The following is a 23,382-nucleotide window of genomic DNA, read 5'->3' as shown; positions in this document are numbered from 1 at the left end:
TTTATATTTTTAATGCTGCTCTCAATGATTATTCTTGAGGTACAACTTTACCGATGTATGGTAAGTGGCGGTATTTCTGCGCGTAATCAATACCCACCCCAACGACAAATTCATCTGGAATTTCGAAACCAATCCAATCCACAGGAACATTCACTTCACGACGAGATGGCTTATCTAGGAGCGTACAAATAGCGATAGACTTCGGCTCACGTAGCGAAAGAATCTCACGGATTTTATTTAGTGTGTTACCAGTGTCAATGATGTCTTCAACAAGCAGAATGTCTTTACCTTTGATGTCATCATCCAAATCTTTCAAGATACGAACGTCACGTGAGCTTTCCATCGTATTGCCGTAGCTTGACGCAGTCATAAAATCAACTTGGTGAGTCAGTTCGATAGCACGTGCCAAGTCTGCCATAAATACAAATGAGCCACGCAATAAGCCTACCAACACAAGATCTTCACTACCTTGATAACGCTCTGTAATTTGTTTGCCTAATTCACGAACTCGCTCCTGAACTTCTTGCTCAGAAATCATGACTTCTATTGTATGTTTCATACTGTGCTCAATCTAAATTTGTGGGTTGAGGTAAGTCGCACGCAAACGATCACCTAATCTTACGGCGTGTAGTGTATCACCACGTTCATTGGGTTGAAAGTCGCATCCTGTTGCCAAAAAATCTTGGAAGAAGGTCTTAGTTTTATAAAGTTCATAGCTAAATTTATCAATAATAATGACATTACTGTATATAAATTGTTCTACAGATGTTGACCTTGTGCATATGCACCATTACACTCATCACTGCTTTAAGCAACTATTAAAATAATCAATTAGGGGGTTACCCCCAATATCAACTCAAATGGCAAGGAAAATGGATATGGACTCAATTGCAAAGAGACCTAGAACTAGGCTTTCTCCAATTAAGCGTAAGCAACAGTTAATGGAAATCGCATTGGAAGTATTTGCGCGCCGCGGCATCGGTCGTGGTGGTCACGCAGATATCGCAGAAATTGCTCAAGTCTCTGTGGCGACTGTTTTTAACTACTTCCCTACACGCGAAGACTTGGTGGATGAAGTTCTCAATCACGTCGTACGTCAGTTCTCAAACTTCCTATCGGATAACATAGACCTAGACTTACATGCACGTGAAAACATCGCCAATATTACTAATGCGATGATCGAGCTTGTCAGCCAAGACTGTCACTGGCTAAAAGTATGGTTCGAGTGGAGTGCTTCAACACGTGATGAAGTATGGCCATTGTTTGTTTCAACTAACCGTACTAACCAGTTGCTGGTACAAAACATGTTCATTAAAGCAATTGAACGCGGTGAGGTGTGTGACCAGCACGATTCAGAACACTTGGCAAACCTGTTCCACGGTATTTGTTACTCACTGTTTGTCCAAGCGAACCGCGCTAAAGGTGAAGCGGAGCTGAAACATCTAGTGAATTCATACTTAGATATGCTTTGCATTTACAACCGTGAACACTAAAGCTTAGCTCGTAATATATGTCAGCCCACCGTTTGGTGGGCTTTTTATTGTCTGCTAAGCACACATTTATATTCCTATATAACAAGCATAAAAAAACCGCTGCAATGCAGCGGCTTCTATCATTCAGTCAGAAAAAGCTTACTTCTTCTTAACTGCTTTTTTGTTTGGCAGGTCAGTGATTGAACCTTCAAATACTTCAGCAGCTAGACCTACAGACTCGTGTAGAGTTGGGTGAGCGTGGATAGTCAGAGCGATATCTTCTGCATCACAGCCCATCTCAATTGCAAGGCCGATTTCACCAAGTAGTTCACCACCGTTAGTACCAACGATAGCACCACCGATTACGCGGTGAGTTTCTTTGTCGAAGATTAGCTTAGTCATACCGTCTGCACAGTCAGATGCGATTGCACGACCTGATGCTGCCCATGGGAATGTTGCTACTTCGTACTTGATGCCTTCTTCTTTCGCTTCTTTTTCAGTCTTACCAACCCAAGCCACTTCTGGCTCAGTGTACGCAATTGAAGGGATAACTTTAGGGTCGAAGTAGTGCTTCTTACCAGAGATAACTTCAGCAGCTACGTGACCTTCATGCACACCTTTGTGAGCAAGCATTGGTTGACCAACGATATCACCGATCGCGAAGATGTGAGGAACGTTAGTACGCATTTGCTTATCAACGTTGATGAAGCCGCGCTCGTCAATTTCTAGACCCGCTTTTTCACCGTCGATTAGCTTACCATTTGGTACACGACCGATAGCAACTAGAACCGCATCGTAACGCTCAGCTTCAGCTGGCGCTTTCTTGCCTTCCATTGAAACGTAGATACCGTCTTCTTTTGCTTCAACTGCTGTTACTTTCGTTTCTAGCATTAGCTTGAACTTGTCTTTGATACGCTTAGTAAATACTTTCACGATATCTTTGTCTGCTGCAGGAATTACCTGGTCAAACATTTCAACAACTTCAACTTTAGAACCTAGAGAGTGGTAAACCGTACCCATTTCTAGACCGATGATACCACCGCCCATGATAAGCAGTTTTTCTGGCACTTCTTTTAGTTCAAGAGCGTCAGTAGAGTCCCAAATACGTGGGTCTTCATGCGGGATAAATGGCAGTTTGATTGGACGAGAACCAGCCGCAACGATTGCGTTGTCAAAGTTAACAACTGTTGGCTCACCTTCGCCTTCTACAAGGATAGAGTTAGGGCCAGTGAACTTACCGTAACCGTTAACTACTGTTACGTTACGCATCTTAGCCATACCGCTTAGGCCGCCAGTTAGTTGGTTAACAACTTTTTCTTTCCAGATGCGGATTTTGCTGATGTCTGTTTGAGGCTCACCGAACACAACGCCGTGGTCAGCCATCGCTTTCGCTTCTTCAATTACTTTAGAAACGTGAAGCAGTGCTTTAGATGGGATACAACCCACGTTCAGACATACACCGCCAAGCGTGCTGTAACGTTCAACTAGTACAGTTTCAAGACCTAAGTCCGCACAACGGAATGCAGCGGAGTAACCAGCAGGACCAGAACCAAGTACAACAACTTGGGCTTTAATTTCTTTGCTCATTTTGACCTCTTGTAGTCATTATCCCTAACAGGCTGAGTGGGTATCGATTTTTTATGTTTAAGAGAGATTTGTTTTAAACAGTTATTTTCAGACCGCTAACAGTTTACAGAGATGTTAATGGTGTGAAAAGTAAATCAATTTAGCCTGTGAGCTAGACAACAATTCGATTGTGAAAACCCTGAACGAAGCAAGGCTGATAACCAAATTGTCGGTAATTATGATTAGCAGAGGCGGCTAAGTTGCCGCCTCTCATTCATCTAATTTCTATTACAGAACTAGACGACGAATGTCAGATAGACATGAGTTTAGGTAAGTGATGAAGCGCGCACCTTCAGCACCATCGATCACACGGTGGTCGTATGATAGAGACAGTGGAAGTTGTAGACGCGGTTCGAACTCTTTACCGTTCCATACCGGTTTCATTTCTGACTTAGACACACCTAGGATACCAACTTCGGGTGCGTTTACGATTGGAGTAAACGCTGTACCGCCGATACCGCCTAGGCTAGAGATAGTGAAACAGCCACCTTGCATGTCAGCCGCAGTTAGCTTACCAGCACGTGCTTTCTTAGAAACCGCCATTAGCTCTTCAGATAGCTCGTAGATGCCTTTCTTGTTCACGTCTTTAAATACAGGAACAACTAGACCGTTTGGTGTATCTACCGCGATACCAACATTCACGTATTTCTTCAGAATTAGGCTCTCACCGTCTTCTGATAGAGAAGAGTTGAACGCTGGGAACGCTTCAAGCGCTTTAGCTACCGCTTTCATGATGAACACAAGTGGTGTGATCTTCATGCCAGTGTCTTTCTTCGCTTCAATCGCGTTTTGCTCTTTACGGAATGCTTCAAGAGCCGTGATGTCTGCGTTATCCCACTGTGTAACGTGCGGGATCATTACCCAGTTACGGTGTAGGTTTGCGCCAGAGATCTTCTTAATGCGAGATAGCGGTTGAACTTCTGTCTCACCAAACTTGCTGAAGTCCACTTTTGGCCATGGTAGTAGACCAAGAGCCGCGCCGTCGCCTTTGCCAGATGCTGCTGCACCTGCGCCAGACTCAAGACGCTTAAGTGCATCTTTCACGTAAGCTTGAACGTCTTCTTTTAGGATACGGCTCTTACGACCAGAACCTTTAACCTTAGAAAGATTAACGCCAAATTCACGCGCTAGACGACGAACAACTGGAGACGCGTGAGCGTACTCATCGTTTTCTTTGAAATCGCCAGTCGCTGCTGGAGCTGCTGCCGCCGGAGCTTCTGCTTTAGGAGCCGGAGCTGCAGGTGCTGCCGCTTGAGCTGGAACTGGAGCTGCTGCAGGAGCAGGTGCTGCACCCGCCACTTCGAATACCATGATTAGTGAGCCAGTAGACACTTTGTCGCCAGCTGCAATCTTGATTTCTTTAACTGTGCCAGCGAATGGTGCAGGAACTTCCATAGAAGCTTTGTCACCTTCAACAGTGATTAGAGATTGCTCTTCTTCCACTGTGTCGCCAACCGCAACCATGATCTCAGTAACTTCAACTTCGTCGCCGCCGATATCTGGAACGTTCACTTCTTTTGCCGCAGACGCTGCTGGAGCTGCTGCCGCAGGAGCTTCAGCTGCCGCTGGTGCTGCTGGAGCGCCTGAACCTGCTGTTTCGAATACCATGATAAGTGAGCCAGTCGATACTTTATCGCCTGCTGCAACTTTGATCTCTTTTAGAGTACCTGCGAATGGCGCTGGAACTTCCATAGAAGCTTTGTCGCCTTCAACAGTTAGAAGAGATTGCTCTTCTTCGATGCTGTCGCCAACGGCAACCATGATTTCAGTAACTTCTACTTCATCACCACCGATGTCTGGTACGTGAACTTCTTTTAGTTCTGCCGCTGCTGCTGGAGCTGGAGCTGCTGCTGGAGCTGCTTCTGCCGCAGGAGCAGGTGCAGCGTCAGCTGCACCCTCGGCTTCGAAAATCATGATTAGAGAACCAGTAGAAACCTTGTCGCCTTCTGCAACTTTGATTTCTTTAACGATACCCGCTTGAGAAGCAGGAACTTCCATAGAAGCTTTATCGCCTTCAACTGTGATCAGAGACTGCTCTTCTTCAACCTTGTCGCCAACGCTTACAAGAATCTCAGTAACTTCAACCTCATCCGCACCGATGTCTGGTACATTAATTTCGATTGCCATTTCTTATCTACCTTCTTAATTAAGCGTATAGCGGGTTTGTTTTCTCTGTGTCGATGTCGAATTTCTTAATTGCTTCTGCAACTACAGATTTCTCAACTTCGCCACGTTTCGCTAGTTCAGTTAGCGCTGCTACTACTACGTAACCTGCGTTCACTTCGAAGTGACGACGTAGGTTTTCACGGCTGTCTGAACGACCGAAGCCATCAGTACCAAGAACTTTGAAAGACTCAGCAGGAATGTATGCACGAACCTGCTCTGCGTAGTTCTTCATGTAGTCAGTTGCTGCGATAGCAGGTTCAGTACCCATTACTGTTTGGATGTAAGGTACTTTCGCTTCCGCTTCTGGGTGAAGCATGTTGAAACGCTCTGCATCTTGGCCATCGCGAGTTAGTTCGTTGAATGACGTTACAGAGTAAACATCAGAAGCAACACCGTAATCTTCGCTTAGGATTTGAGCTGCTTTACGTACTTCATTCATGATAGTACCAGAACTCATTAGCTGAACTTTCGCTTTGTCGCCCGTGTAAGTTTCTAGCTTGTAGATACCTTTACGGATGCCTTCTTCAGCGCCTTCTGGCATTGCTGGCATTGCGTAGTTTTCGTTCATTAGCGTTAGGTAGTAGAACACGTTTTCTTGTTCTGGACCGTACATGCGACGGATACCGTCTTGCATGATTACAGCTACTTCGTACGCGAACGTTGGGTCGTAAGAAATACAGTTAGGAACCGTACCCGCCAAAATGTGCGAGTGGCCGTCTTCGTGCTGTAGACCTTCACCGTTCAACGTTGTACGACCCGCAGTTGCACCTAGTAGGAAACCACGTGCTTGTTGGTCACCAGCCATCCACGCCATGTCGCCAACACGTTGGAAGCCGAACATTGAGTAGTAGATGTAGAACGGAATCATTGGTAGGTCGTTTGTCGAGTATGAAGTCGCAGCAGCAACCCATGAAGACATAGCACCTAGCTCGTTGATACCTTCTTGTAGAACCTGACCTGAAGTCGCTTCTTTGTAGTAAGAAACAACGCCACGGTCTTCTGGTGTGTATGTTTGGCCGTGCGGGTTGTAGATACCGATTTGACGGAACAGACCTTCCATACCGAATGTACGTGCTTCGTCAGCAATGATAGGAACGATGTTCTTACCAATGTTCTTGTTCTTAAGTAGAACGTTTAGTGCACGTACGAATGCCATAGTAGAAGAGATATCACGCTTCTGTTCTTCTAGTAGTGGCTTGAATTCTTCTAGCTCAGGAACGATGAATTCTTGAGTGAATTTTGGTAGACGCTGTGGCGTGTAGCCGTGTAGCGCTTTACGACGAGCGTGTAGGTATTCGTACTCTTTTGAACCTTCTTCAAGTTTCAGGTACGGAAGTTCTTTCACTGCTTCGTCAGTTAGGATGTCTTGAAGACCTAGACGATCACGTAGGTGTAGTACGTGAGTCATGTCCATCTTCTTAACTTGGTGCGCGATGTTCTTACCTTCAGCCGCTTCACCCATGCCGTAACCTTTAACAGTCTTAGCTAGGATTACTGTTGGACGACCTTTAGTTTCTGCCGCGTTTTTGTATGCCGCGTATAGCTTAGAAGACTCGTGACCACCACGCTTAAGTGCGAAGATTTCGTCATCAGTCATGTCAGCAACAAGTGCAGCTGTCTCTGGGTACTTACCAAAGAAGTGCTCACGTACGTACGCGCCATCTTTTGATTTGAATGTTTGGTAGTCGCCGTCGATCGTTTCATTCATAAGCTGTAGAAGCTTACCAGTCGTATCTTTAGCTAGTAGTGAATCCCAGTTGTTACCCCAGATTACTTTCACTACGTTCCAACCAGCACCTTTGAACAGACCTTCAAGTTCTTGAATGATCTTACCGTTACCCATTACAGGGCCATCTAGACGCTGTAGGTTACAGTTGATTAGGAAGCATAGGTTATCTAGTTTCTCACGCGCAGCAAAAGAGATAGCACCACGTGATTCTGGCTCATCCATCTCACCGTCACCTAGGAACGCGTAAACGCGCTGCTCTGAAGTATCTTTAAGACCACGGCCTTCTAGGTACTTAAGGAAACGAGCTTGGTAGATAGAAGCGATTGGACCTAGGCCCATCGATACTGTCGGGAACTGCCAGAATTCAGGCATCAGTTTAGGGTGCGGGTATGAAGGAATACCTTTGCCGTCTACTTCTTGACGGAAGTTGTCTAGCTGCTCTTCAGTTAGACGACCTTCAACGAATGCACGTGAGTAGATACCTGGTGAAATGTGACCTTGGTAGTAAACTAGGTCGCCACCATCCTTCTCGTTTGGTGCACGGAAGAAGTGGTTGAAACATGTCTCGTAGAACGCAGCAGAAGACTGGAAAGACGCCATGTGGCCGCCTAGCTCTAGGTCTTTCTTAGATGCACGTAGAACGATCATGATAGCGTTCCAACGAATAATTGAGCGAATACGACGCTCAAGTGTTGTGTCACCTGGGTATGCTGGTTCTTGGTCTGCAGGAATCGTGTTGATGTAGTTAGTTGTGATACCTGTTGGCATATCAACACCGTCTAGACGTGCTTTATCTAGAACTTGCTCTAATAGGAATTGAGCACGCTCTAGACCTTCTTCACGTACAACTGACTCAAGCGCTTGTAGCCATTCTTGAGTTTCCAGTGCATCTACGTCATGCTTCATATCAGACATGGCGATCTATCCTTCTGTTGGTTGGATCTACTTATTTAAGTAACGCTCTTACGAGTCGTTACCCTGCTGAATTCGACGTAGAGAACGCTCTCGTCGAGACTCTTCTCGAGTCAAATCCAACAATGTTTCTTCGATGTAAGCCAAGTGCGAGTGGGACATTTCTCGCGCCTTTTCAGGCTGACCAGAAACAATCGCATCCACGATATTGGCTCGGTGTTTACTGACTTTCTCGACCGCTTCTGGGCGGCGACGTAGTAATTTAAAATTTTGTAGAATATTTTGCTCAAGCAAAGGCGCTAAGCTTCGAACAATGTGCAACAGAACCACGTTGTGCGCGGCTTCTGTCAAAGCGATCAAAAATTGCATCACTTCCGCAGATTCAGCTTCGATATCGTTGTTTGCTTGCTCTTGGCTAATGCGCTCAAGGCAACCTTGAATACGCGCAAAATCTTCTTCGGTACCACGTAAAGCTGCAAAGTAGGCTGAAATTCCTTCCATCGCATGACGAGACTCAAGCACATCAAGCTGGGTTTCAGAATGACTAGACAACAAATTCAACAAGGGATCTGAAAAGCTCTTCCAGATATTTTCACTTACGAATGTTCCGCCACCTTGGCGACGAGTCAACAAACGCTTCGCTTCCAAGCGTTGAATGGCTTCTCGGACTGAAGGACGAGACACATCGAACTGTTTTGCCAGTTCACGCTCTGGAGGCAGTTGTTGCCCCGGAGACAATGTTCCTTCCACTATCAACCTTTCTAACTCTTGTTCTATAACATCAGAGAGTTTTGGCTGACGAATCCTTTGATAAGCCATAATTTATTGTTCTTCTACTCTTGCAGGTAATTGGTAATACCAATTTTAAGTTGGTGCAGAAATTAACATAATTAAAACGCCACTGTCCAGCCGAAAATTGACCTAAATCATAGAACGAGCTTACTTCCAACACTCTGATAACAATCGACTGTTAAAACAGCAATAGAATTGGTATGACCAATTACATAAAGCATACAAATGGGAAGTCGACGTGCTAGCAGTTTTGGAAAAGAAATACAGAAAATGACAAAATTATCAGTCTATTTATTCACCAAAACGGCATATGCGAGCGTAAAAATGTAGTTAACTTTTAACAATCATTAATATTTCTGGTATCAAAAAAAGGCATACCTGATCGTATGCCTTATTTATTTCGCTTTTTTGAATTTACACTTTCGCTACAAATCAACGCTGTATAAGCAGTCTATATTTCACCCAATCAAAGCTTAGACCAGGATCGCTTTTTCTCAAGGGCGCAATATATTGATGACCGGTAATTCGTGGCGGGGTGATTTGAGGATAAGACTGCATAATCACCTCAGTGATCTCTGCAAGTGATTGATATTGCGCTTCTGTGTAGGCAGTAAATTCTGTCCCTTCAAGCTCGATACCAATGGAATAGTCATTACAACGCTCCCTGCCCGCGAAACTGGATTGACCGGCATGCCATGCTCTATCAAGAAAAGAAACAAATTGAACAACCTCGCCGTTTCTTTTAATCAAGCAATGTGCAGAAACGCCCATTTTGTGAATAACTTCAAAAAATGGATGTTCATTTGGGTCTAGCTTGCCAGTGAAGAAGTCCTCTATATATGGTCCACCAAACTGCCCAGGAGGCAAACTGATGTTGTGTACCACCAGCAGAGAGATGTCGTTTATATCAGAGCGGGCATCAAAAAATGGTGACGGAACATGCTTTGCCTGTGTCAGCCAGCCATTCTCGATAATTGGGCGCATATCAACCTCTCTACTTTGCAAATTAACTGCTGAAATTATTGACACCGGAGAGTATCATTCGTTGCCATCTCCCTTTCAAGACAAGATTTGCGATGAAGAACACACACAACATTCAAGAACGCCTAGAATACCTTAAACAACAACTCCCTTTAGAGATCACTCGCTCTGTCGCTGATACCTTAAAAGAAGATCTAGGTGGCAGTGTAGACGCAGATAACGACATTACTGCATCTTTGCTCCCTGCCGAGGCGGTTAATACCGCAACGATTATTACTCGTGAGCATGGTGTGTTCTGTGGTCAAGCATGGGCTGATGAAGTTTTTAAACAGCTCGGTGGCAAGGTCAGCATTGAATGGCACGTAAAGGACGGCGATAAAGTCGAACCTAACCAAACCCTTTGCACGCTGACAGGCCCTGCTCGTGACTTGTTGACTGGTGAGCGTAACGCAATGAACTTCATCCAAACGCTGTCTGGCTGCGCAACAGTTACCGCAGAGTACGCTGAAAAAATCGCGCATACTGAGTGTCGTCTACTCGACACACGCAAAACCATTCCTGGTCTGCGTAGCGCACTAAAATACGCCGTGACGTGTGGTGGTGGCTTTAACCATCGCATCGGCGTGTTCGACGCTTACCTCATTAAAGAAAACCACATTATTGCTTGTGGTGGCATCACTCAAGCCATCCAAAAAGCGAAAGAGCTTAACCCAGGCAAACCAGTAGAAGTAGAAACGGAAAGCTTAGAAGAGTTGAAACAAGCGATAGAGGCTGGTGCCGACATCATCATGCTCGATAACTTCACAAAAGAAATGATGCGTGAAGCCGTAGCGATTAACGCAGGTCGTGCCGCTTTAGAGAACTCCGGCAACATTACGCTAGAGACCATCGCAGAATACGCAGAAACCGGTGTCGATTACATTTCGGTAGGCGCGTTGACTAAGCATTTAAAAGCGATGGATCTTTCGATGCGCTTCAAATAATAAAAGCAACACAATCTCAATTACTTCAACTAACTCAGTAAGTTGTGAGTAACTCTTCATTTAAAAGGGCCAATTGGCCCTTTCTTTTTATCCACTAAAAAAATAGTACTACTCGCAAAACTCTGCATGCGATATGCAACTTTTCACCAAAGAGTTTTATCTCACTCGAGAGCCCATCCCTTCCCCATTTTCAACCCACCTTAACTCTCCATAATCTTTTGCCAATGCAAGAGCATTATTAATTTTTAAGAAAGGGTTAAAAATGAAAAACAGTAAACAGAAAAAACAACAGGGTTTTACTCTGATCGAATTGATGATCGTGGTGGCGATTATTGGAGTGTTATCAGCAGTCGCAATCCCTGCATATAAAAGTTATGTGACAAAAAGCGAATTGGCCTCTGGCGCAACTACAGTTAGAAACCTTCTAACAAACATTGATATGTACCAACAGGAAAATGGGACATATGTAGGAATGACACTACCTAAAGTTGGCGCATCTACAACTATGAGCGGACTTGGAGACTTAGCACTAGCTAATTTAACGGTGAGCTCAGCAGATGCTACTTTCACATTTGATAACTCTTCAGTAAACACCGCCGTTATAACGTACAGTAAATCGTCTTCAGGCTGGACATGTTTAATTACTCCAAACAATGCAACAGCAATTACCGCAGAAACTCGACCAAAAGGCTGCTGATAACATAAATGTTAACAAATCTCTCAACAATTCTTCGCCAAAAAGGGTTACTGACCTTTTCCCAAGAAGAATCGTTAATAGAGCAAGTCAAAGCTTCTGGCATTTCGATGCCAGAGGCTTTACTCAGTTCTGGATTATTTACGTCAAGCGAACTCGCTGAGCACTTAAGTTCTCTCTTTGGTTTAAATCAGCCCGAGTTATCTCAGTACGAGTATGCTTCGCTTTGTCAGCAACTTGGCCTTAGGGAATTAATCACGCGGCATAACGCACTCCCACTCCAGCGTACGTCTTCAACGTTATTATTAGCGATTGCCGACCCCACCAACCAACAAGCAGAAGATGATTTTCGCTTTGCGACAGGATTGCAAGTAGAACTTGTTCTCGCTGATTTTCGCGAGCTGACCGCTGCGATTCGGCGCTTATATGGCCGCGCACTTGGGCAAGAAAAGTCTGGGTTAAAAGAGATCAACCAAGAAGAGTTAGCCAACCTAGTTGACGTGGGCGCAGATGAAATCGACAACATTGAAGACTTGAGCCAAGATGAGTCTCCTGTTAGCCGTTACATCAACCAAATTCTGTTGGACGCTGTGCGCAAAGGTGCATCCGATATCCACTTTGAGCCTTATGAAAAGATGTACCGCGTGCGCCTACGCTGTGATGGCATCTTAATTGAAACACAGCAGCCACCAAGCCACTTAAGTCGCCGCTTATCCGCTCGTATCAAAATCCTCTCTAAACTTGATATTGCAGAGCGACGTTTACCACAAGATGGGCGTATTAAGCTCAAGTTGAATCAAGACACCGCAATTGATATGCGTGTATCCACGCTACCGACTCTATTCGGAGAGAAAATTGTACTACGACTGCTCGACAGCAGCTCTGCGTCACTGGATATCGACAAGCTTGGTTATAGCGAACAACAAAAACAATTGTACTTGGATGCGCTGCGTCGCCCACAAGGCATGATTCTGATGACAGGCCCAACCGGGAGCGGAAAAACCGTTTCTCTGTACACCGGGCTGAGTATCCTCAATAAACCAGAAATCAACATTTCTACGGCAGAAGACCCAGTAGAAATTAACTTATCGGGCATTAACCAAGTTCAAGTTCAGCCTAAGATTGGTTTTGGTTTTGCCGAAGCCCTGCGCTCTTTTCTTCGTCAAGACCCCGATGTGGTCATGGTCGGTGAGATTCGTGACTTAGACACTGCGGAAATCGCCATAAAAGCATCGCAAACCGGTCACTTAGTACTTTCAACCTTGCATACCAATTCTGCGGCTGAAACGGTTATTCGTTTATCAAACATGGGCGTAGAAAGCTTTAACTTGGCCTCATCTCTTAGTTTGATTATTGCCCAGCGCTTAGCCCGTAAACTGTGCTCGCACTGCAAACAATCACAAGAGCTTACCGTTCAGCTACAACATCTCGGAATTCAAGCAAGCGACAACATTTTTAAAGCCAATCCCGATGGATGCAATGAGTGTACCCATGGTTATTCCGGCCGAACGGGGATTTATGAAGTGATGCGCTTTGATGAATTTCTTTCCGAAGCGCTTATTAAAGGCGCGTCGGTACATGAACTAGAAAAACTCGCCATCGCAAATGGTATGAGCACGTTACAAATGTCGGGCATAGAAAAACTCAAACAAGGGATCACAAGTTTTAGTGAACTACAGCGCGTACTTTATTTTTAATCCTTTAATCAGCAGTCACCTCTATGAAAAGCACTACACCACAACTTAAAAACTTCCGCTGGAAAGGCATCAACAGTTCTGGCAAAAAGACGTCTGGACAAACCCTCGCGATGACAGAAATTGAAGTACGCGAGCGTCTAGACGCACAGCACATCAAGATCAAGAAGTTAAAGAAAAGCAGTATCTCGTTTCTCACTAAACTCAGCCATCGCGTGAAAGGCAGAGACATCACGGTGTTTACCCGTCAGATTTCGACGATGTTGATAACCGGTGTACCCTTAGTTCAGGCTTTAAAATTGGTCTCAGAAAATCATAAAAAAGCAGAGATGAAATCCATTTTGATGAGCGTGACACGCGCCGTTGAAGCGGGGACGCCCATGTCAAAAGCCATGCGCACTGCAAGTGAACACTTTGACCCACTCTATACCGATCTTATCGCCACAGGTGAGCAATCCGGTAACTTAGCAGAAGTGTTCGAGCGCTTAGCCACCTACCGAGAAAAAAATGAACAACTCCGTGCGAAAGTGATCAAAGCACTGATCTACCCAGCCATGGTAGTTCTAGTAGCGTTAGGCGTGTCGTTTATCATGCTCACCAAAGTCATTCCCGAGTTTGAAAAAATGTTTGTTGGTTTTGGTGCTGACTTACCGTGGTTTACCAGGCAAGTATTAGATCTTTCCGCCTGGACACAAAACTGGAGTCCGTTTATCGCACTAGGCTCCATTAGTTTATTCATTTCGGCGAGAATCCTCTCTAAGCGTTCAGATTCTTTTCGCTTAATGCTCAACCGCTCTGTGCTTAAATTTCCGGTCCTTGGGCCTGTATTATCAAAAGCCGCTATCGCCAAATTTAGTCGAACACTCGCCACAAGCTTTACAGCGGGTATTCCAATTCTAACCAGTTTAAAAACCACATCAAAAACCTCAGGAAACTTACACTATCAACTCGCCATAGAAGAAGTTTACCGTGATACCGCCGCAGGTATGCCAATGTATGTTGCCATGCGTAACTGTAATGTGTTCCCTGAATTAGTGTTACAAATGGTCATGATCGGTGAAGAGTCTGGTCGACTTGACGATATGCTCAATAAAGTTGCAACGATCTACGAGTTTGAAGTCGACAACACCGTCGACAACCTTAGTAAAATTCTAGAGCCACTAATTATCGTATTTTTAGGTATCGTTGTTGGCGGATTAGTGACAGCAATGTACTTGCCAATCTTTAACTTAATGAGTGTATTGGGCTAGAATGAGCTGTTAACTCCTTTAAAACAGCATCTTGCTGATTTCACTCATCGCTCAAGAGACAAATATGGAAGTATTCCAGTACTACCCTTGGCTATTCGTTCTGTTTGCCACCATCTTCGGTCTGATCGTGGGTAGCTTCCTCAATGTGGTTATTTATCGACTACCTAAAATCATGGAACTAGAATGGCGACGCGAATGTGCCGAGTCATTTCCTGAATACAAAATAGAACCTCCTAAAGAAGTGCTGACCTTGAGCGTCCCACGCTCCTCCTGTCAGAAGTGCGCAACGCCGATACGTATTCGAGACAACATCCCTGTGATTAGCTGGCTACTTTTAAAAGGCAAATGCCACAACTGTCAGACAGCCATTAGCGCACGCTATCCACTGATTGAACTGCTCACTGCGTTCTGCTCAGGCTTTGTCGCTTACCACTTTGGTTTTAGTTACTTTACCGTTGCCCTACTCTTTTTCACTTTTATCTTAATCGCCGCAACATTTATCGATCTCGATACGATGTTGTTACCTGACCAATTAACATTACCATTAACTTGGGCTGGCATTGCCTTAGCATTAGTCGAAATAAGTCCTGTTACTCTACAAGATTCTGTCATTGGTGCTATTGCTGGTTACCTATGTCTCTGGTCCGTTTACTGGGGCTTTAAGCTACTTACTGGTAAAGAGGGAATGGGATATGGTGATTTTAAACTACTCGCAGCACTAGGGGCTTGGCTGGGCTGGCAGTCACTGCCGATGATCATTCTACTTTCTTCTGTGGTTGGCATCGTATTTGGCATCATTCAACTACGCTTGCAAAAACAGGGAATTGAAAAAGCTTTTCCTTTCGGTCCTTACTTAGCAATTGCTGGTTGGATAAGCTTAATTTGGGGCGACCAGATTTTAAACTGGTACTTTACTTCAGTTCTAGGAGTGTAAATGGCTTTGGTTATTGGTTTAACAGGTGGTATCGCTAGCGGTAAAACAACCGTCGCGAATCTGTTCAAACAACAATTTAAAATCGATATCGTCGATGCCGACATTGTAGCAAGAGAAGTTGTCGAGCCAGGCACTCCCGGCCTAAACGCGATTATTGAACATTTTGGTTACGATATCGTTCGTGAAGACCAAACTTTAGATCGCGCAAAGCTGAGAGAGAAAATCTTTTCAAACTCAGATGAAAAAGCATGGCTCAACGCACTGTTGCACCCGATAATTCGTGAAAAGATGATCGAAGATTTGCAGCAAGTCACCTCAGAGTATGCGTTACTTGTGGTGCCGTTGCTCGTAGAAAACAAGCTAGACAGTTTGTGTGATCGAGTTCTTGTCGTCGATGTAGAACCGAATACACAGATATCTCGCACGATGAAACGAGACAATGTGAATGAAGAACAAGCTCGCGCTATCCTTGCCTCTCAAGCATCAAGAGAGCAAAGACTCACGCTTGCAGACGATGTGGTTAAGAATAATCCAAGTGACCCAGATCTTTTGCTTCAAATCACAGATTTGCACGAAAAGTACCTAGCCATGTGTAAGAAAAATCTGCGAAAATAGGAACGAAACTCACAAAGGCTTATGTCGATGACCACGCACAAATTTGAACATCCGTTAAATGAGAAAACTCGTATTTATCTAAGAGTGGAGTCTCTGCTGCGTCAGGCTCACTTGGCCTCTGGGTTTAGCGAAAATCACCAGTACCAACTGTTTTTTCGTGCGTTATTCGATATGGTTGAAATCTTCGAACAGATCCAACTGAAAAGTGAACTGGCTAAAGATCTTGAGAAGCAACGGCTGTCGTACCGCCATTGGCTCAATGTTGATGGTGTCGATCAAGACGCATTAAATACCTTGCTACAAGAGATAGATGTCGTTCATAGCCAACTAATGGGTGCTGAACGTTTTGGCCAAGCATTAAAAGAAGATCGCTTCCTAAGCTCTATCCGTCAACGCTTTAATCTACCGGGTGGTTCATGCTGTTTTGATCTGCCAGCATTACACTACTGGCTTCATCTACCTATTGAACGTAAAAAGCGTGATGCACAACAGTGGCAAGCAAGCTTAAAGCCCTTATCTGATGCGCTTTCGTTATGGTTAAAGCTCACTAGAGAGACCGGACATTTCAAAGCTCAAATCGGTCGTGCAGGTTTCTTCCAAAGTGACGCTGATGAAGCCAACATTCTAAGACTTCACATCCCAATGGAATATGGCGTGTATCCTATGATTTCAGGCCATAAAAACCGCTTTGCGATCAAGTTCATGTCGTTTGAAAACGGTCAAGCATGCACACAAGATATTGAATTTGAACTTGCTGTTTGCAGCTAAGACGACACTACGCCTCGCCTCCATAATCTAAAATTCAACGCTTTATTGCGCTTATATTTGATAAAATTTCGTAGCAGCAATAGCGCGTTGAATAAGCCATCTTTAATTCGTTTAGGTATACTACCCTTTAACACCAATTAGTAATGGGACGCTCAACTATGTCTAAAGTTACCATCGTTCAATGCCCACAATGTGGCGCCGACGTAGAATGGGGAGAACAAAGTCCTCATCGCCCTTTCTGCAGTAAACAATGCCAAATGATTGATTTTGGTGAATGGGCAGATGAAGAAAACACCATCCCAGGCGCACCCGATATGTCCGACAGTGATGGCTGGTCTGAAGACCAGTATTAAATTAAGACCTAGGGTAAAGGAATACCCTAGGTTCCTTCTTGGGGAATCTGAATCACGCTCCTTCGTCGCTGTCCAGAATGACGAATTTTAACCTCAGTGCTATATAATCTTTGACCATCATTTCCTGTCATTCCGAGGAGCCATAGCGGCATCAGGAATCTATTCACAGCAAGGTAGAGGCGTGGAGTGTACGTCAGTGCATGAGCATCGACAGTGCAGGTCGGGAGAAAAGAAACGAGCAAGCTAATTACACAAATAAAAAAACGGAGCCCTAAAAGGACTCCGTTTAAGATGAGAACGCTAGTTATAGCATTACTTCTTAGCAAGTTTCTCTTTGATACGAGCAGACTTACCAGAACGCTCACGTAGGTAGTACAACTTGGCACGACGTACTGCACCACGGCGTTTAACTTCGATGCTATCAACGATTGGAGAGTGTGTTTGGAACGTACGCTCAACACCTTCACCGTTAGAGATCTTACGTACAGTGAAAGCAGAGTGTAGACCACGGTTACGGATTGCGATTACAACGCCTTCGAAAGCCTGTAGACGCTCACGGTCACCTTCTTTTACCTTAACTTGAACTACAACAGTGTCACCTGGTGCAAATTTAGGTAGGTCTGATTTCATTTGCTCTTCTTCAAGAGCTTTGATGATGTTACTCATTTTTTAAATTCCTAGAATAAACTGATACTAAATAAATTAGGTTACTTTGCGTTATGTTCTTTAATGGCTTTATGCTCATTAACAAACTCAGCAAGTAATTGTTCCTGTTCGTCAGTCAGAGCTAGGTTTTCCAGGAGCTCTGGTCTTCTTAGCCAAGTACGGCCCAACGACTGCTTGAGTCGCCATTGACGAATATCCTTGTGATTGCCTGACATCAGTACCGCTGGTACCTCTTTGTCATCCAATACTTCTGGACGCGTATAGTGAGGGCAATCTAACAAGCCATTTGCAAAAGAGTCTTCTTCTGCTGACGCGAAATCCCCTAGTACACCCGGAACAAACCGAGAGACAGCGTCGATTAACGTCATGGCTGGTATCTCACCACCCGTCATCACAAAATCACCAATCGACCATTCTTCGTCGACTTCAGATTGAATGATGCGCTCATCTACCCCTTCATAACGACCACAAATCAGAAGCAAGTTCTCATTCGTTGCCAGTTCTTCCACTCCTTTCTGGTCGAGCTTGCGACCTTGAGGAGAAAGGTAGATGACTTTCGTCTTGCCCGGTGAGGCTGCTTTCGCGGTATGAATGGCATCGCGCAAAGGCTGAACCATCATTAACATACCAGGGCCACCACCGTAAGGTCGGTCATCGACTGTGCGATGTTTGTCGTGAGTGAAATCTCTAGGATTCCAAGTTTCAATCGACAAAAGACCTTTTTTAACCGCTTGACCTGTTACTCCAAAATCAGTAACAGAACGGAACATTTCTGGAAAAAGGCTAATAACGCCAACCCACATGTTTATCTCGCTCTGTAATTTTGGAGATTAGAATCCAGGATCCCAGTCAACTTCGATCCGTTGAGCTTCGCGATCAACATTAATGATCACTTGCTCTTCAAGGAACGGGATTAATCGTTCCTTCTGCCCGAAAGCATCTTTAAGATTTGCTTTAACAACCAGAACATCGTTTGAGCCAGTTTCTAGCATGTCAGTAACAACACCTAGATCGTAACCTTTAGTAGTTACAACTTGCATCCCAAACAATTCGCGCCAGTAGAACTCATCTTCTGACAATTCAGGAAGTACCGCAGGGTCAATAGCAATTTCAAAGTTCGTCATTAGATGCGCGTCTTCACGAACATCCATGCCTTCCAGCTTAGCCACCATACCTTTGTTATGGCGCTTCCAGCTTTCTACTTTGTACTCAACCCACTTGCCCTTTTGGTTAATGTACCAAGGGCTGTAATCGAAAATGCTTTCAGCATTGTCTGTGTAGGAAAAAACCTTAAGCCAACCACGAATGCCGTAAGTAGCACCAAACTTGCCTACAACAATCTTTTCGTTGCTCATTGTTTCTTTACCTTTCATCGACATAAACTAGTTTCTACTTTTCAAGTAAAAAATTAAGCCGCTTTTTGAGCGTCTTTAACTAGCTTAGCAACACGGTCAGATACTGACGCGCCTTGACCAACCCAGTGGTTAACGCGGTCTAGGTCTAGACGTAGACCTTCTTCTTGACCTTTAGCAGTTGGGTTGAAGAAACCAACTTTCTCGATGAAACGGCCAGTTGCAGCGTTGCGGCTGTCCGCTACTACGATTTGATAAAATGGACGCTTTTTAGCGCCGTGACGTGCCAAACGAATGGTTACCATGTCGTCCTCTTTGCTTTCTCAAAAATAAAATTAACCCCAAAAACCATTCAAGAAATTAAACAGTTTGGGGTCTCGTGCCAAAATAAAGCTCCGGAATTTTACTCTTCTCCCGGAGCAATGCAAGGAGTTTAGTTACTTTTTCACCAACATAAATTGAATTTAAAGTTTGTGACGAACCTAACACCCTGAATCTATGCGTGATCGATTAATTAACGACCAAATGGGTTGAAGCCACCGCCGCCACCCATGCCGCCCATCATGCCTTGCATGTTGCGCATCATGCCTTTCATGCCACCTTTTTGCATCTTTTTCATCATTTTCTGCATTTGGGTGAACTGTTTTAGTAAGCGGTTTACATCTTGAACCTGCACACCAGAACCAGCCGCGATACGCTTCTTGCGCGAGCCCTTGATAATTTCTGGGCGTTGACGTTCTTTCATTGTCATGGAGCTGATGATCGCTTCCATCTGTTTGAACATCTTGTCATCGACTTTGTCTTTCACATTGTCTGGTAGCTGGGACATTCCTGGAAGCTTATCCATCATCCCCATCATGCCGCCCATGTTTTGCATCTGGCCTAGCTGTTCACGGAAATCTTCAAGGTCGAAACCTTTCTTCTCTTTGAACTTCTTCGCTAACTTTTCTGCCTTTTCTTGGTCAACGTTGCGTTGTAGGTCTTCAATCAAAGACAGAACGTCACCCATGCCAAGAATACGTGAAGCAACACGATCTGGGTGGAACGGTTCTAGCGCGTCAGTTTTTTCACCGACACCCAAGAATTTGATTGGTTTGCCCGTGACATGGCGTACTGAAAGTGCCGCACCACCACGAGCATCACCATCAACCTTAGTTAGAACTACACCGGTAAGAGGTAGCGCATCGCCAAAGGCTTTTGCTGTATTTGCTGCGTCTTGACCCGTCATGGCGTCAACAACAAATAGCGTTTCTACTGGGTTGATAGCTGCGTGAAGATCTTTGATCTCCCCCATCATCTCTTCATCAATTGCCAAACGACCTGCGGTATCGACAATCAATACGTCGTAGAATTTTTTCTTCGCATGGTCAATCGCTGCATTGGCGATATCAATAGGCTTTTGGTCTGGTGATGATGGGAAGAAGTCAACACCGATGTCTGATGCCAGTGTTTCAAGCTGCTTGATTGCCGCAGGACGGTAAACGTCGGCAGACACAACCAAGACTTTCTTCTTGTCACGTTCTTTTAGAAGCTTAGATAACTTACCTACCGATGTGGTTTTACCCGCACCTTGTAGACCAGCCATAAGAAGCACAGCAGGTGGTTGAGCAGCAAGGTTTAGCGCCTCATTCGACTCACCCATTACGGCTTCAAGTTCTGTTTGAACGATCTTGATAAATTCCTGACCTGGAGTCAGAGATTTAGAAACTTCTACGCCCACCGCTTTTTCTTTAACGCGGTTCACAAATTCACGAACGACCGGAAGCGCAACGTCAGCTTCAAGTAGAGCCATTCGGACTTCACGTAGGGTTTCTTTAATGTTGTCTTCGGTCAGACGACCTTTACCACTGATATTTTTCAGCGTTTTGGATAATCGATCCGTTAAATTCTCAAACATCTTTGTCTCTTCGCTAAAATGGCGATTAATTAGTGTGAGTATACATTAGCCAAGGTCTGAGTCATACCCGTACCGCTGTCCTATTCTTGTCTCTATTTATATATGGTGCGGTAACTTATTAATTTCAATATCTCATCTCTCACGATTGATGTCGGATATAACGTAGCCCCAAAGTGTAATGCAAGGTATAATTTCTCCATCGTGCACAATAATATTTAGGATTCATGGATAGCTTAATAGCCATCGCGGCCGCCATACTTTATGTCTTGGCGATTGCGACCATCATACCCGGACTCTCACAACAGTCAGGAATCAAAGCAAAAACAGTGTTTGCTAGTGCTGCCTGTGCGCTTGTTTTTCATGCGTGGATTTTGAGTGATCTGATCTTTGATGGTTCAGGTCAAAACCTGAGTATTCTCAACGTGGCTTCTTTGATCAGTTTTATTATTTCTCTGGTCATGAGCCTTGCTATGTTGAAAAACCGACTGTGGTTTTTATTGCCTGTCGTTTATAGCTTTGCTGCCATCAATTTATCTGCAGCCACATTTTTGCCAAGCACGTTTATAAAGCACCTAGAGAATGACCCTAAGCTACTCATTCATATTTCATTTGCGCTCTTCTCATACGCGACTTTAACTATCGGGGCACTCTATGCGCTTCAGTTGGCTTGGCTGGATCACAAACTGAAAGCAAAAAAATCTTTGGCGATTAACCCAAACCTGCCGCCTCTATTAATGGTGGAGCGTCAACTCTTCAAAATTATTTTGATCGGTAACTTATTGTTAACTGCCACGCTCATTACTGGCTTTGTCTTTGTGCAGGATATGTTTGCCCAAGGTAAGGCACATAAGGGCATTCTTTCTTTCATCGCTTGGGTGGTGTACTCAATACTGCTTTGGGGTCACTATCAAAAAGGCTGGCGTGGTAGAAAAGTCACATGGTTCGCTGTTGCAGGAGCAACACTGTTAACTCTGGCATATTTTGGCAGTCGCTTTGTAAAAGAAATCATCTTGAATTAAGGAGCTCTAGGGCTCCTATCCTTTATATTTTAGGCTAGATAAAATACAGTACGCCTTAACTCTTTGACTTAACGGACTTACTCAACCGTTATATAACCCAATACTTACAAGGAACAGCAACGTTTTGGACGACATCTCTACGGGTATCTTGTTTGCGCTACTCGCGTGTCTTATCGTCATATCAGGTTACTTTTCCGGTTCAGAAACAGGGATGATGTCTCTGAATCGTTATCGCTTAAAACACTTAGCCAAAAACGGGCATAAGGGTGCTAAGCGAGTCGAAAGACTATTAGACCGTCCAGATCGTTTGATTGGTCTTATTCTTATCGGCAACAACCTCGTTAATATTCTCGCGTCTGCTATCGCGACCATTATTGGTATGCGTTTGTATGGTGATTTAGGTGTCGCTATCGCAACCGGTGCACTAACTATGGTTGTATTGGTTTTTGCCGAGGTTACCCCTAAAACAATTGCAGCGCTTTACCCTGAACGTGTGTCCTACGCGAGCAGTATATTATTGACCATACTGATGAAGTTACTGTCGCCTTTAGTGATGCTTGTTAACTTTATTACGAATGGCTTTATCCGCTTACTTGGCGTAAGAGCGGATCACTCAGCAGAAGATCATCTTAGCTCCGATGAGCTGCGTACGGTGGTAAATGAAGCTGGCGGTTTGATCCCTCGCCGACACCAAGACATGCTAGTGTCTATTTTGGATCTTGAGCACGTCACCGTGAACGACATTATGGTCCCACGCAATGAAATTACTGGTATCGATATTAACGACGACTGGAAATCCATTGTTCGTCAGCTAACCCACTCACCACATGGGCGCATAGTTTTCTATCGTGACCAAATTGATGAAGTGGTTGGTATGCTGCGCTTGCGCGAGGCTTATCGTCTGATGTTGGAAAAGAACGAATTCAACAAAGAAACGCTATTACGTGCTGCTGATGAGGTCTATTACATCCCAGAAGGCACACCATTGAACGTGCAAATGTTGAAATTCCAACGCAACAAGCAACGTATCGGTCTGATCGTGGATGAGTACGGTGATATCATCGGTCTAATCACTCTTGAAGATATTCTGGAAGAGATCATTGGTGAGTTCACGACGTCAATTTCTCCAAGCCTCTCTGATGAGATCAGTCCTCAAGGTGACGGAAGCTTCCTTATTGAAGGCAGCACCAATATCCGAGATATCAACAAAGGCCTGAAGTGGGATTTACCAACGGATGGTCCGAGAACGCTAAACGGGCTCATTTTAGAACACTTGGAAGATATTCCTGAGAGCCATCTAAGTGTGAGAGTAGCGGGTCACCCAATGGAACTTGTTGAGATTGAAGAGAACCGAATCAAGCTCGTTCGTGTTTATCCGAAGAAGAAAAAATCGACATCCAAATGACCCGTCCTGATATGGGTTGACACTTTTTAACTAAAACGCTCGATGTACTTCATCGGGCGTTTTGTATTTTAAAG

The 23,382-nt window shown here is 44.5% G+C and carries 22 protein-coding genes; 11 read left to right on the top strand and 11 right to left on the bottom strand.

Annotation, left to right across the window (positions count from 1 at the left end; genetic code table 11):
* Positions 1-28: 28 nt before the first annotated feature.
* Positions 29-559 carry a hypoxanthine phosphoribosyltransferase gene (hpt, locus tag R7M72_RS09930; RefSeq protein WP_005379995.1) on the bottom strand — a complete coding sequence of 177 codons (531 nt, stop codon included), beginning with the start codon at positions 557-559 and terminating at the stop codon, positions 29-31.
* A 319-nt stretch (positions 560-878) separates the two neighbouring features.
* Between hpt and opaR the strand changes: the two genes are divergently transcribed.
* Positions 879-1,493: a transcriptional regulator OpaR gene (gene opaR, locus R7M72_RS09925; protein ID WP_005379994.1), complete on the top strand. Its 615-nt coding sequence runs from the start codon at positions 879-881 to the stop codon at positions 1,491-1,493.
* Between the two features lie 138 nt (positions 1,494-1,631).
* Here opaR and lpdA read toward each other — a convergent pair whose 3' ends face one another.
* The 5 genes from lpdA to ampD form a co-directional block, all read right to left on the bottom strand.
* Entirely contained in the window at positions 1,632-3,059 is a 1,428-nt protein-coding gene (gene lpdA / locus R7M72_RS09920) for a dihydrolipoyl dehydrogenase (RefSeq protein ID WP_005379993.1), read from the bottom strand.
* A gap of 267 nt (positions 3,060-3,326) precedes the next feature.
* On the bottom strand, positions 3,327-5,225 hold the full coding sequence (gene aceF, locus R7M72_RS09915; protein ID WP_315956558.1) for a pyruvate dehydrogenase complex dihydrolipoyllysine-residue acetyltransferase: 1,899 nt from the start codon (positions 5,223-5,225) through the stop codon (positions 3,327-3,329).
* Positions 5,226-5,244: 19 nt separating this feature from the next.
* Complete coding sequence (aceE, locus tag R7M72_RS09910; RefSeq protein WP_005386612.1) at positions 5,245-7,908, bottom strand: pyruvate dehydrogenase (acetyl-transferring), homodimeric type; 2,664 nt, start codon at positions 7,906-7,908, stop codon at positions 5,245-5,247.
* A gap of 48 nt (positions 7,909-7,956) precedes the next feature.
* Complete coding sequence (gene pdhR / locus R7M72_RS09905) at positions 7,957-8,724, bottom strand: pyruvate dehydrogenase complex transcriptional repressor PdhR (protein WP_005379989.1); 768 nt, start codon at positions 8,722-8,724, stop codon at positions 7,957-7,959.
* A gap of 405 nt (positions 8,725-9,129) precedes the next feature.
* Positions 9,130-9,681, bottom strand: a complete 552-nt coding sequence (gene ampD / locus R7M72_RS09900; RefSeq protein WP_042521337.1) for a 1,6-anhydro-N-acetylmuramyl-L-alanine amidase AmpD — start codon at positions 9,679-9,681, stop codon at positions 9,130-9,132.
* Between the two features lie 92 nt (positions 9,682-9,773).
* Here ampD and nadC point away from each other — a divergent pair, with 92 nt between their 5' ends.
* The 8 genes from nadC (at position 9,774) to yacG (ending at position 16,969) form a co-directional block, all read left to right on the top strand.
* Positions 9,774-10,661, top strand: coding sequence for a carboxylating nicotinate-nucleotide diphosphorylase (gene nadC / locus R7M72_RS09895; protein WP_258664543.1), 888 nt, complete (start codon positions 9,774-9,776; stop codon positions 10,659-10,661).
* 262 nt (positions 10,662-10,923) lie between these two features.
* Positions 10,924-11,358, top strand: coding sequence for a type IV pilin protein (locus R7M72_RS09890; RefSeq protein ID WP_171344525.1), 435 nt, complete (start codon positions 10,924-10,926; stop codon positions 11,356-11,358).
* 8 nt (positions 11,359-11,366) lie between these two features.
* Complete coding sequence (gene pilB / locus R7M72_RS09885) at positions 11,367-13,052, top strand: type IV-A pilus assembly ATPase PilB (protein ID WP_318056153.1); 1,686 nt, start codon at positions 11,367-11,369, stop codon at positions 13,050-13,052.
* 23 nt (positions 13,053-13,075) lie between these two features.
* Positions 13,076-14,299 carry a type II secretion system F family protein gene (locus R7M72_RS09880; RefSeq protein ID WP_017635918.1) on the top strand — a complete coding sequence of 408 codons (1,224 nt, stop codon included), beginning with the start codon at positions 13,076-13,078 and terminating at the stop codon, positions 14,297-14,299.
* 64 nt (positions 14,300-14,363) lie between these two features.
* Positions 14,364-15,233: a prepilin peptidase gene (locus tag R7M72_RS09875; RefSeq protein WP_054576331.1), complete on the top strand. Its 870-nt coding sequence runs from the start codon at positions 14,364-14,366 to the stop codon at positions 15,231-15,233.
* Complete coding sequence (gene coaE, locus R7M72_RS09870) at positions 15,234-15,848, top strand: dephospho-CoA kinase (RefSeq protein ID WP_054576332.1); 615 nt, start codon at positions 15,234-15,236, stop codon at positions 15,846-15,848. It begins immediately after the preceding gene.
* 27 nt (positions 15,849-15,875) lie between these two features.
* A complete protein-coding gene (zapD, locus tag R7M72_RS09865) occupies positions 15,876-16,616 on the top strand; it encodes a cell division protein ZapD (RefSeq protein ID WP_005373086.1) in 741 nt (246 codons plus the stop codon).
* 158 nt (positions 16,617-16,774) lie between these two features.
* A complete protein-coding gene (gene yacG, locus R7M72_RS09860) occupies positions 16,775-16,969 on the top strand; it encodes a DNA gyrase inhibitor YacG (protein WP_017635922.1) in 195 nt (64 codons plus the stop codon).
* Positions 16,970-17,281: 312 nt separating this feature from the next.
* Here yacG and rplS read toward each other — a convergent pair whose 3' ends face one another.
* The 5 genes from rplS to ffh form a co-directional block, all read right to left on the bottom strand.
* Positions 17,282-17,635, bottom strand: a complete 354-nt coding sequence (gene rplS / locus R7M72_RS09855; protein ID WP_005379971.1) for a 50S ribosomal protein L19 — start codon at positions 17,633-17,635, stop codon at positions 17,282-17,284.
* Between the two features lie 41 nt (positions 17,636-17,676).
* On the bottom strand, positions 17,677-18,438 hold the full coding sequence (gene trmD / locus R7M72_RS09850; protein WP_017635923.1) for a tRNA (guanosine(37)-N1)-methyltransferase TrmD: 762 nt from the start codon (positions 18,436-18,438) through the stop codon (positions 17,677-17,679).
* 27 nt (positions 18,439-18,465) lie between these two features.
* Positions 18,466-19,014 (bottom strand): ribosome maturation factor RimM, encoded by a 549-nt coding sequence (gene rimM / locus R7M72_RS09845; protein ID WP_005379964.1) that lies wholly within the window; start codon positions 19,012-19,014, stop codon positions 18,466-18,468.
* 29 nt (positions 19,015-19,043) lie between these two features.
* On the bottom strand, positions 19,044-19,292 hold the full coding sequence (rpsP, locus tag R7M72_RS09840; RefSeq protein ID WP_005379962.1) for a 30S ribosomal protein S16: 249 nt from the start codon (positions 19,290-19,292) through the stop codon (positions 19,044-19,046).
* A 209-nt stretch (positions 19,293-19,501) separates the two neighbouring features.
* A complete protein-coding gene (gene ffh, locus R7M72_RS09835) occupies positions 19,502-20,884 on the bottom strand; it encodes a signal recognition particle protein (protein ID WP_005385423.1) in 1,383 nt (460 codons plus the stop codon).
* Between the two features lie 224 nt (positions 20,885-21,108).
* Here ffh and R7M72_RS09830 point away from each other — a divergent pair, with 224 nt between their 5' ends.
* Together R7M72_RS09830 and R7M72_RS09825 are read left to right on the top strand one after the other, a co-directional pair.
* Positions 21,109-21,903 carry an inner membrane protein YpjD gene (locus R7M72_RS09830; RefSeq protein ID WP_005379950.1) on the top strand — a complete coding sequence of 265 codons (795 nt, stop codon included), beginning with the start codon at positions 21,109-21,111 and terminating at the stop codon, positions 21,901-21,903.
* 124 nt (positions 21,904-22,027) lie between these two features.
* A complete protein-coding gene (locus R7M72_RS09825; RefSeq protein ID WP_005379948.1) occupies positions 22,028-23,308 on the top strand; it encodes an HlyC/CorC family transporter in 1,281 nt (426 codons plus the stop codon).
* Positions 23,309-23,382 lie beyond the last annotated feature (74 nt).

Origin of the sequence: Vibrio sp. YT-18 (assembly GCF_033337345.1) — a bacterium.
GTDB classification, from domain to species: domain Bacteria; phylum Pseudomonadota; class Gammaproteobacteria; order Enterobacterales; family Vibrionaceae; genus Vibrio; species Vibrio alginolyticus.
This window is presented reverse-complemented; position numbering and strand designations above follow the sequence as displayed.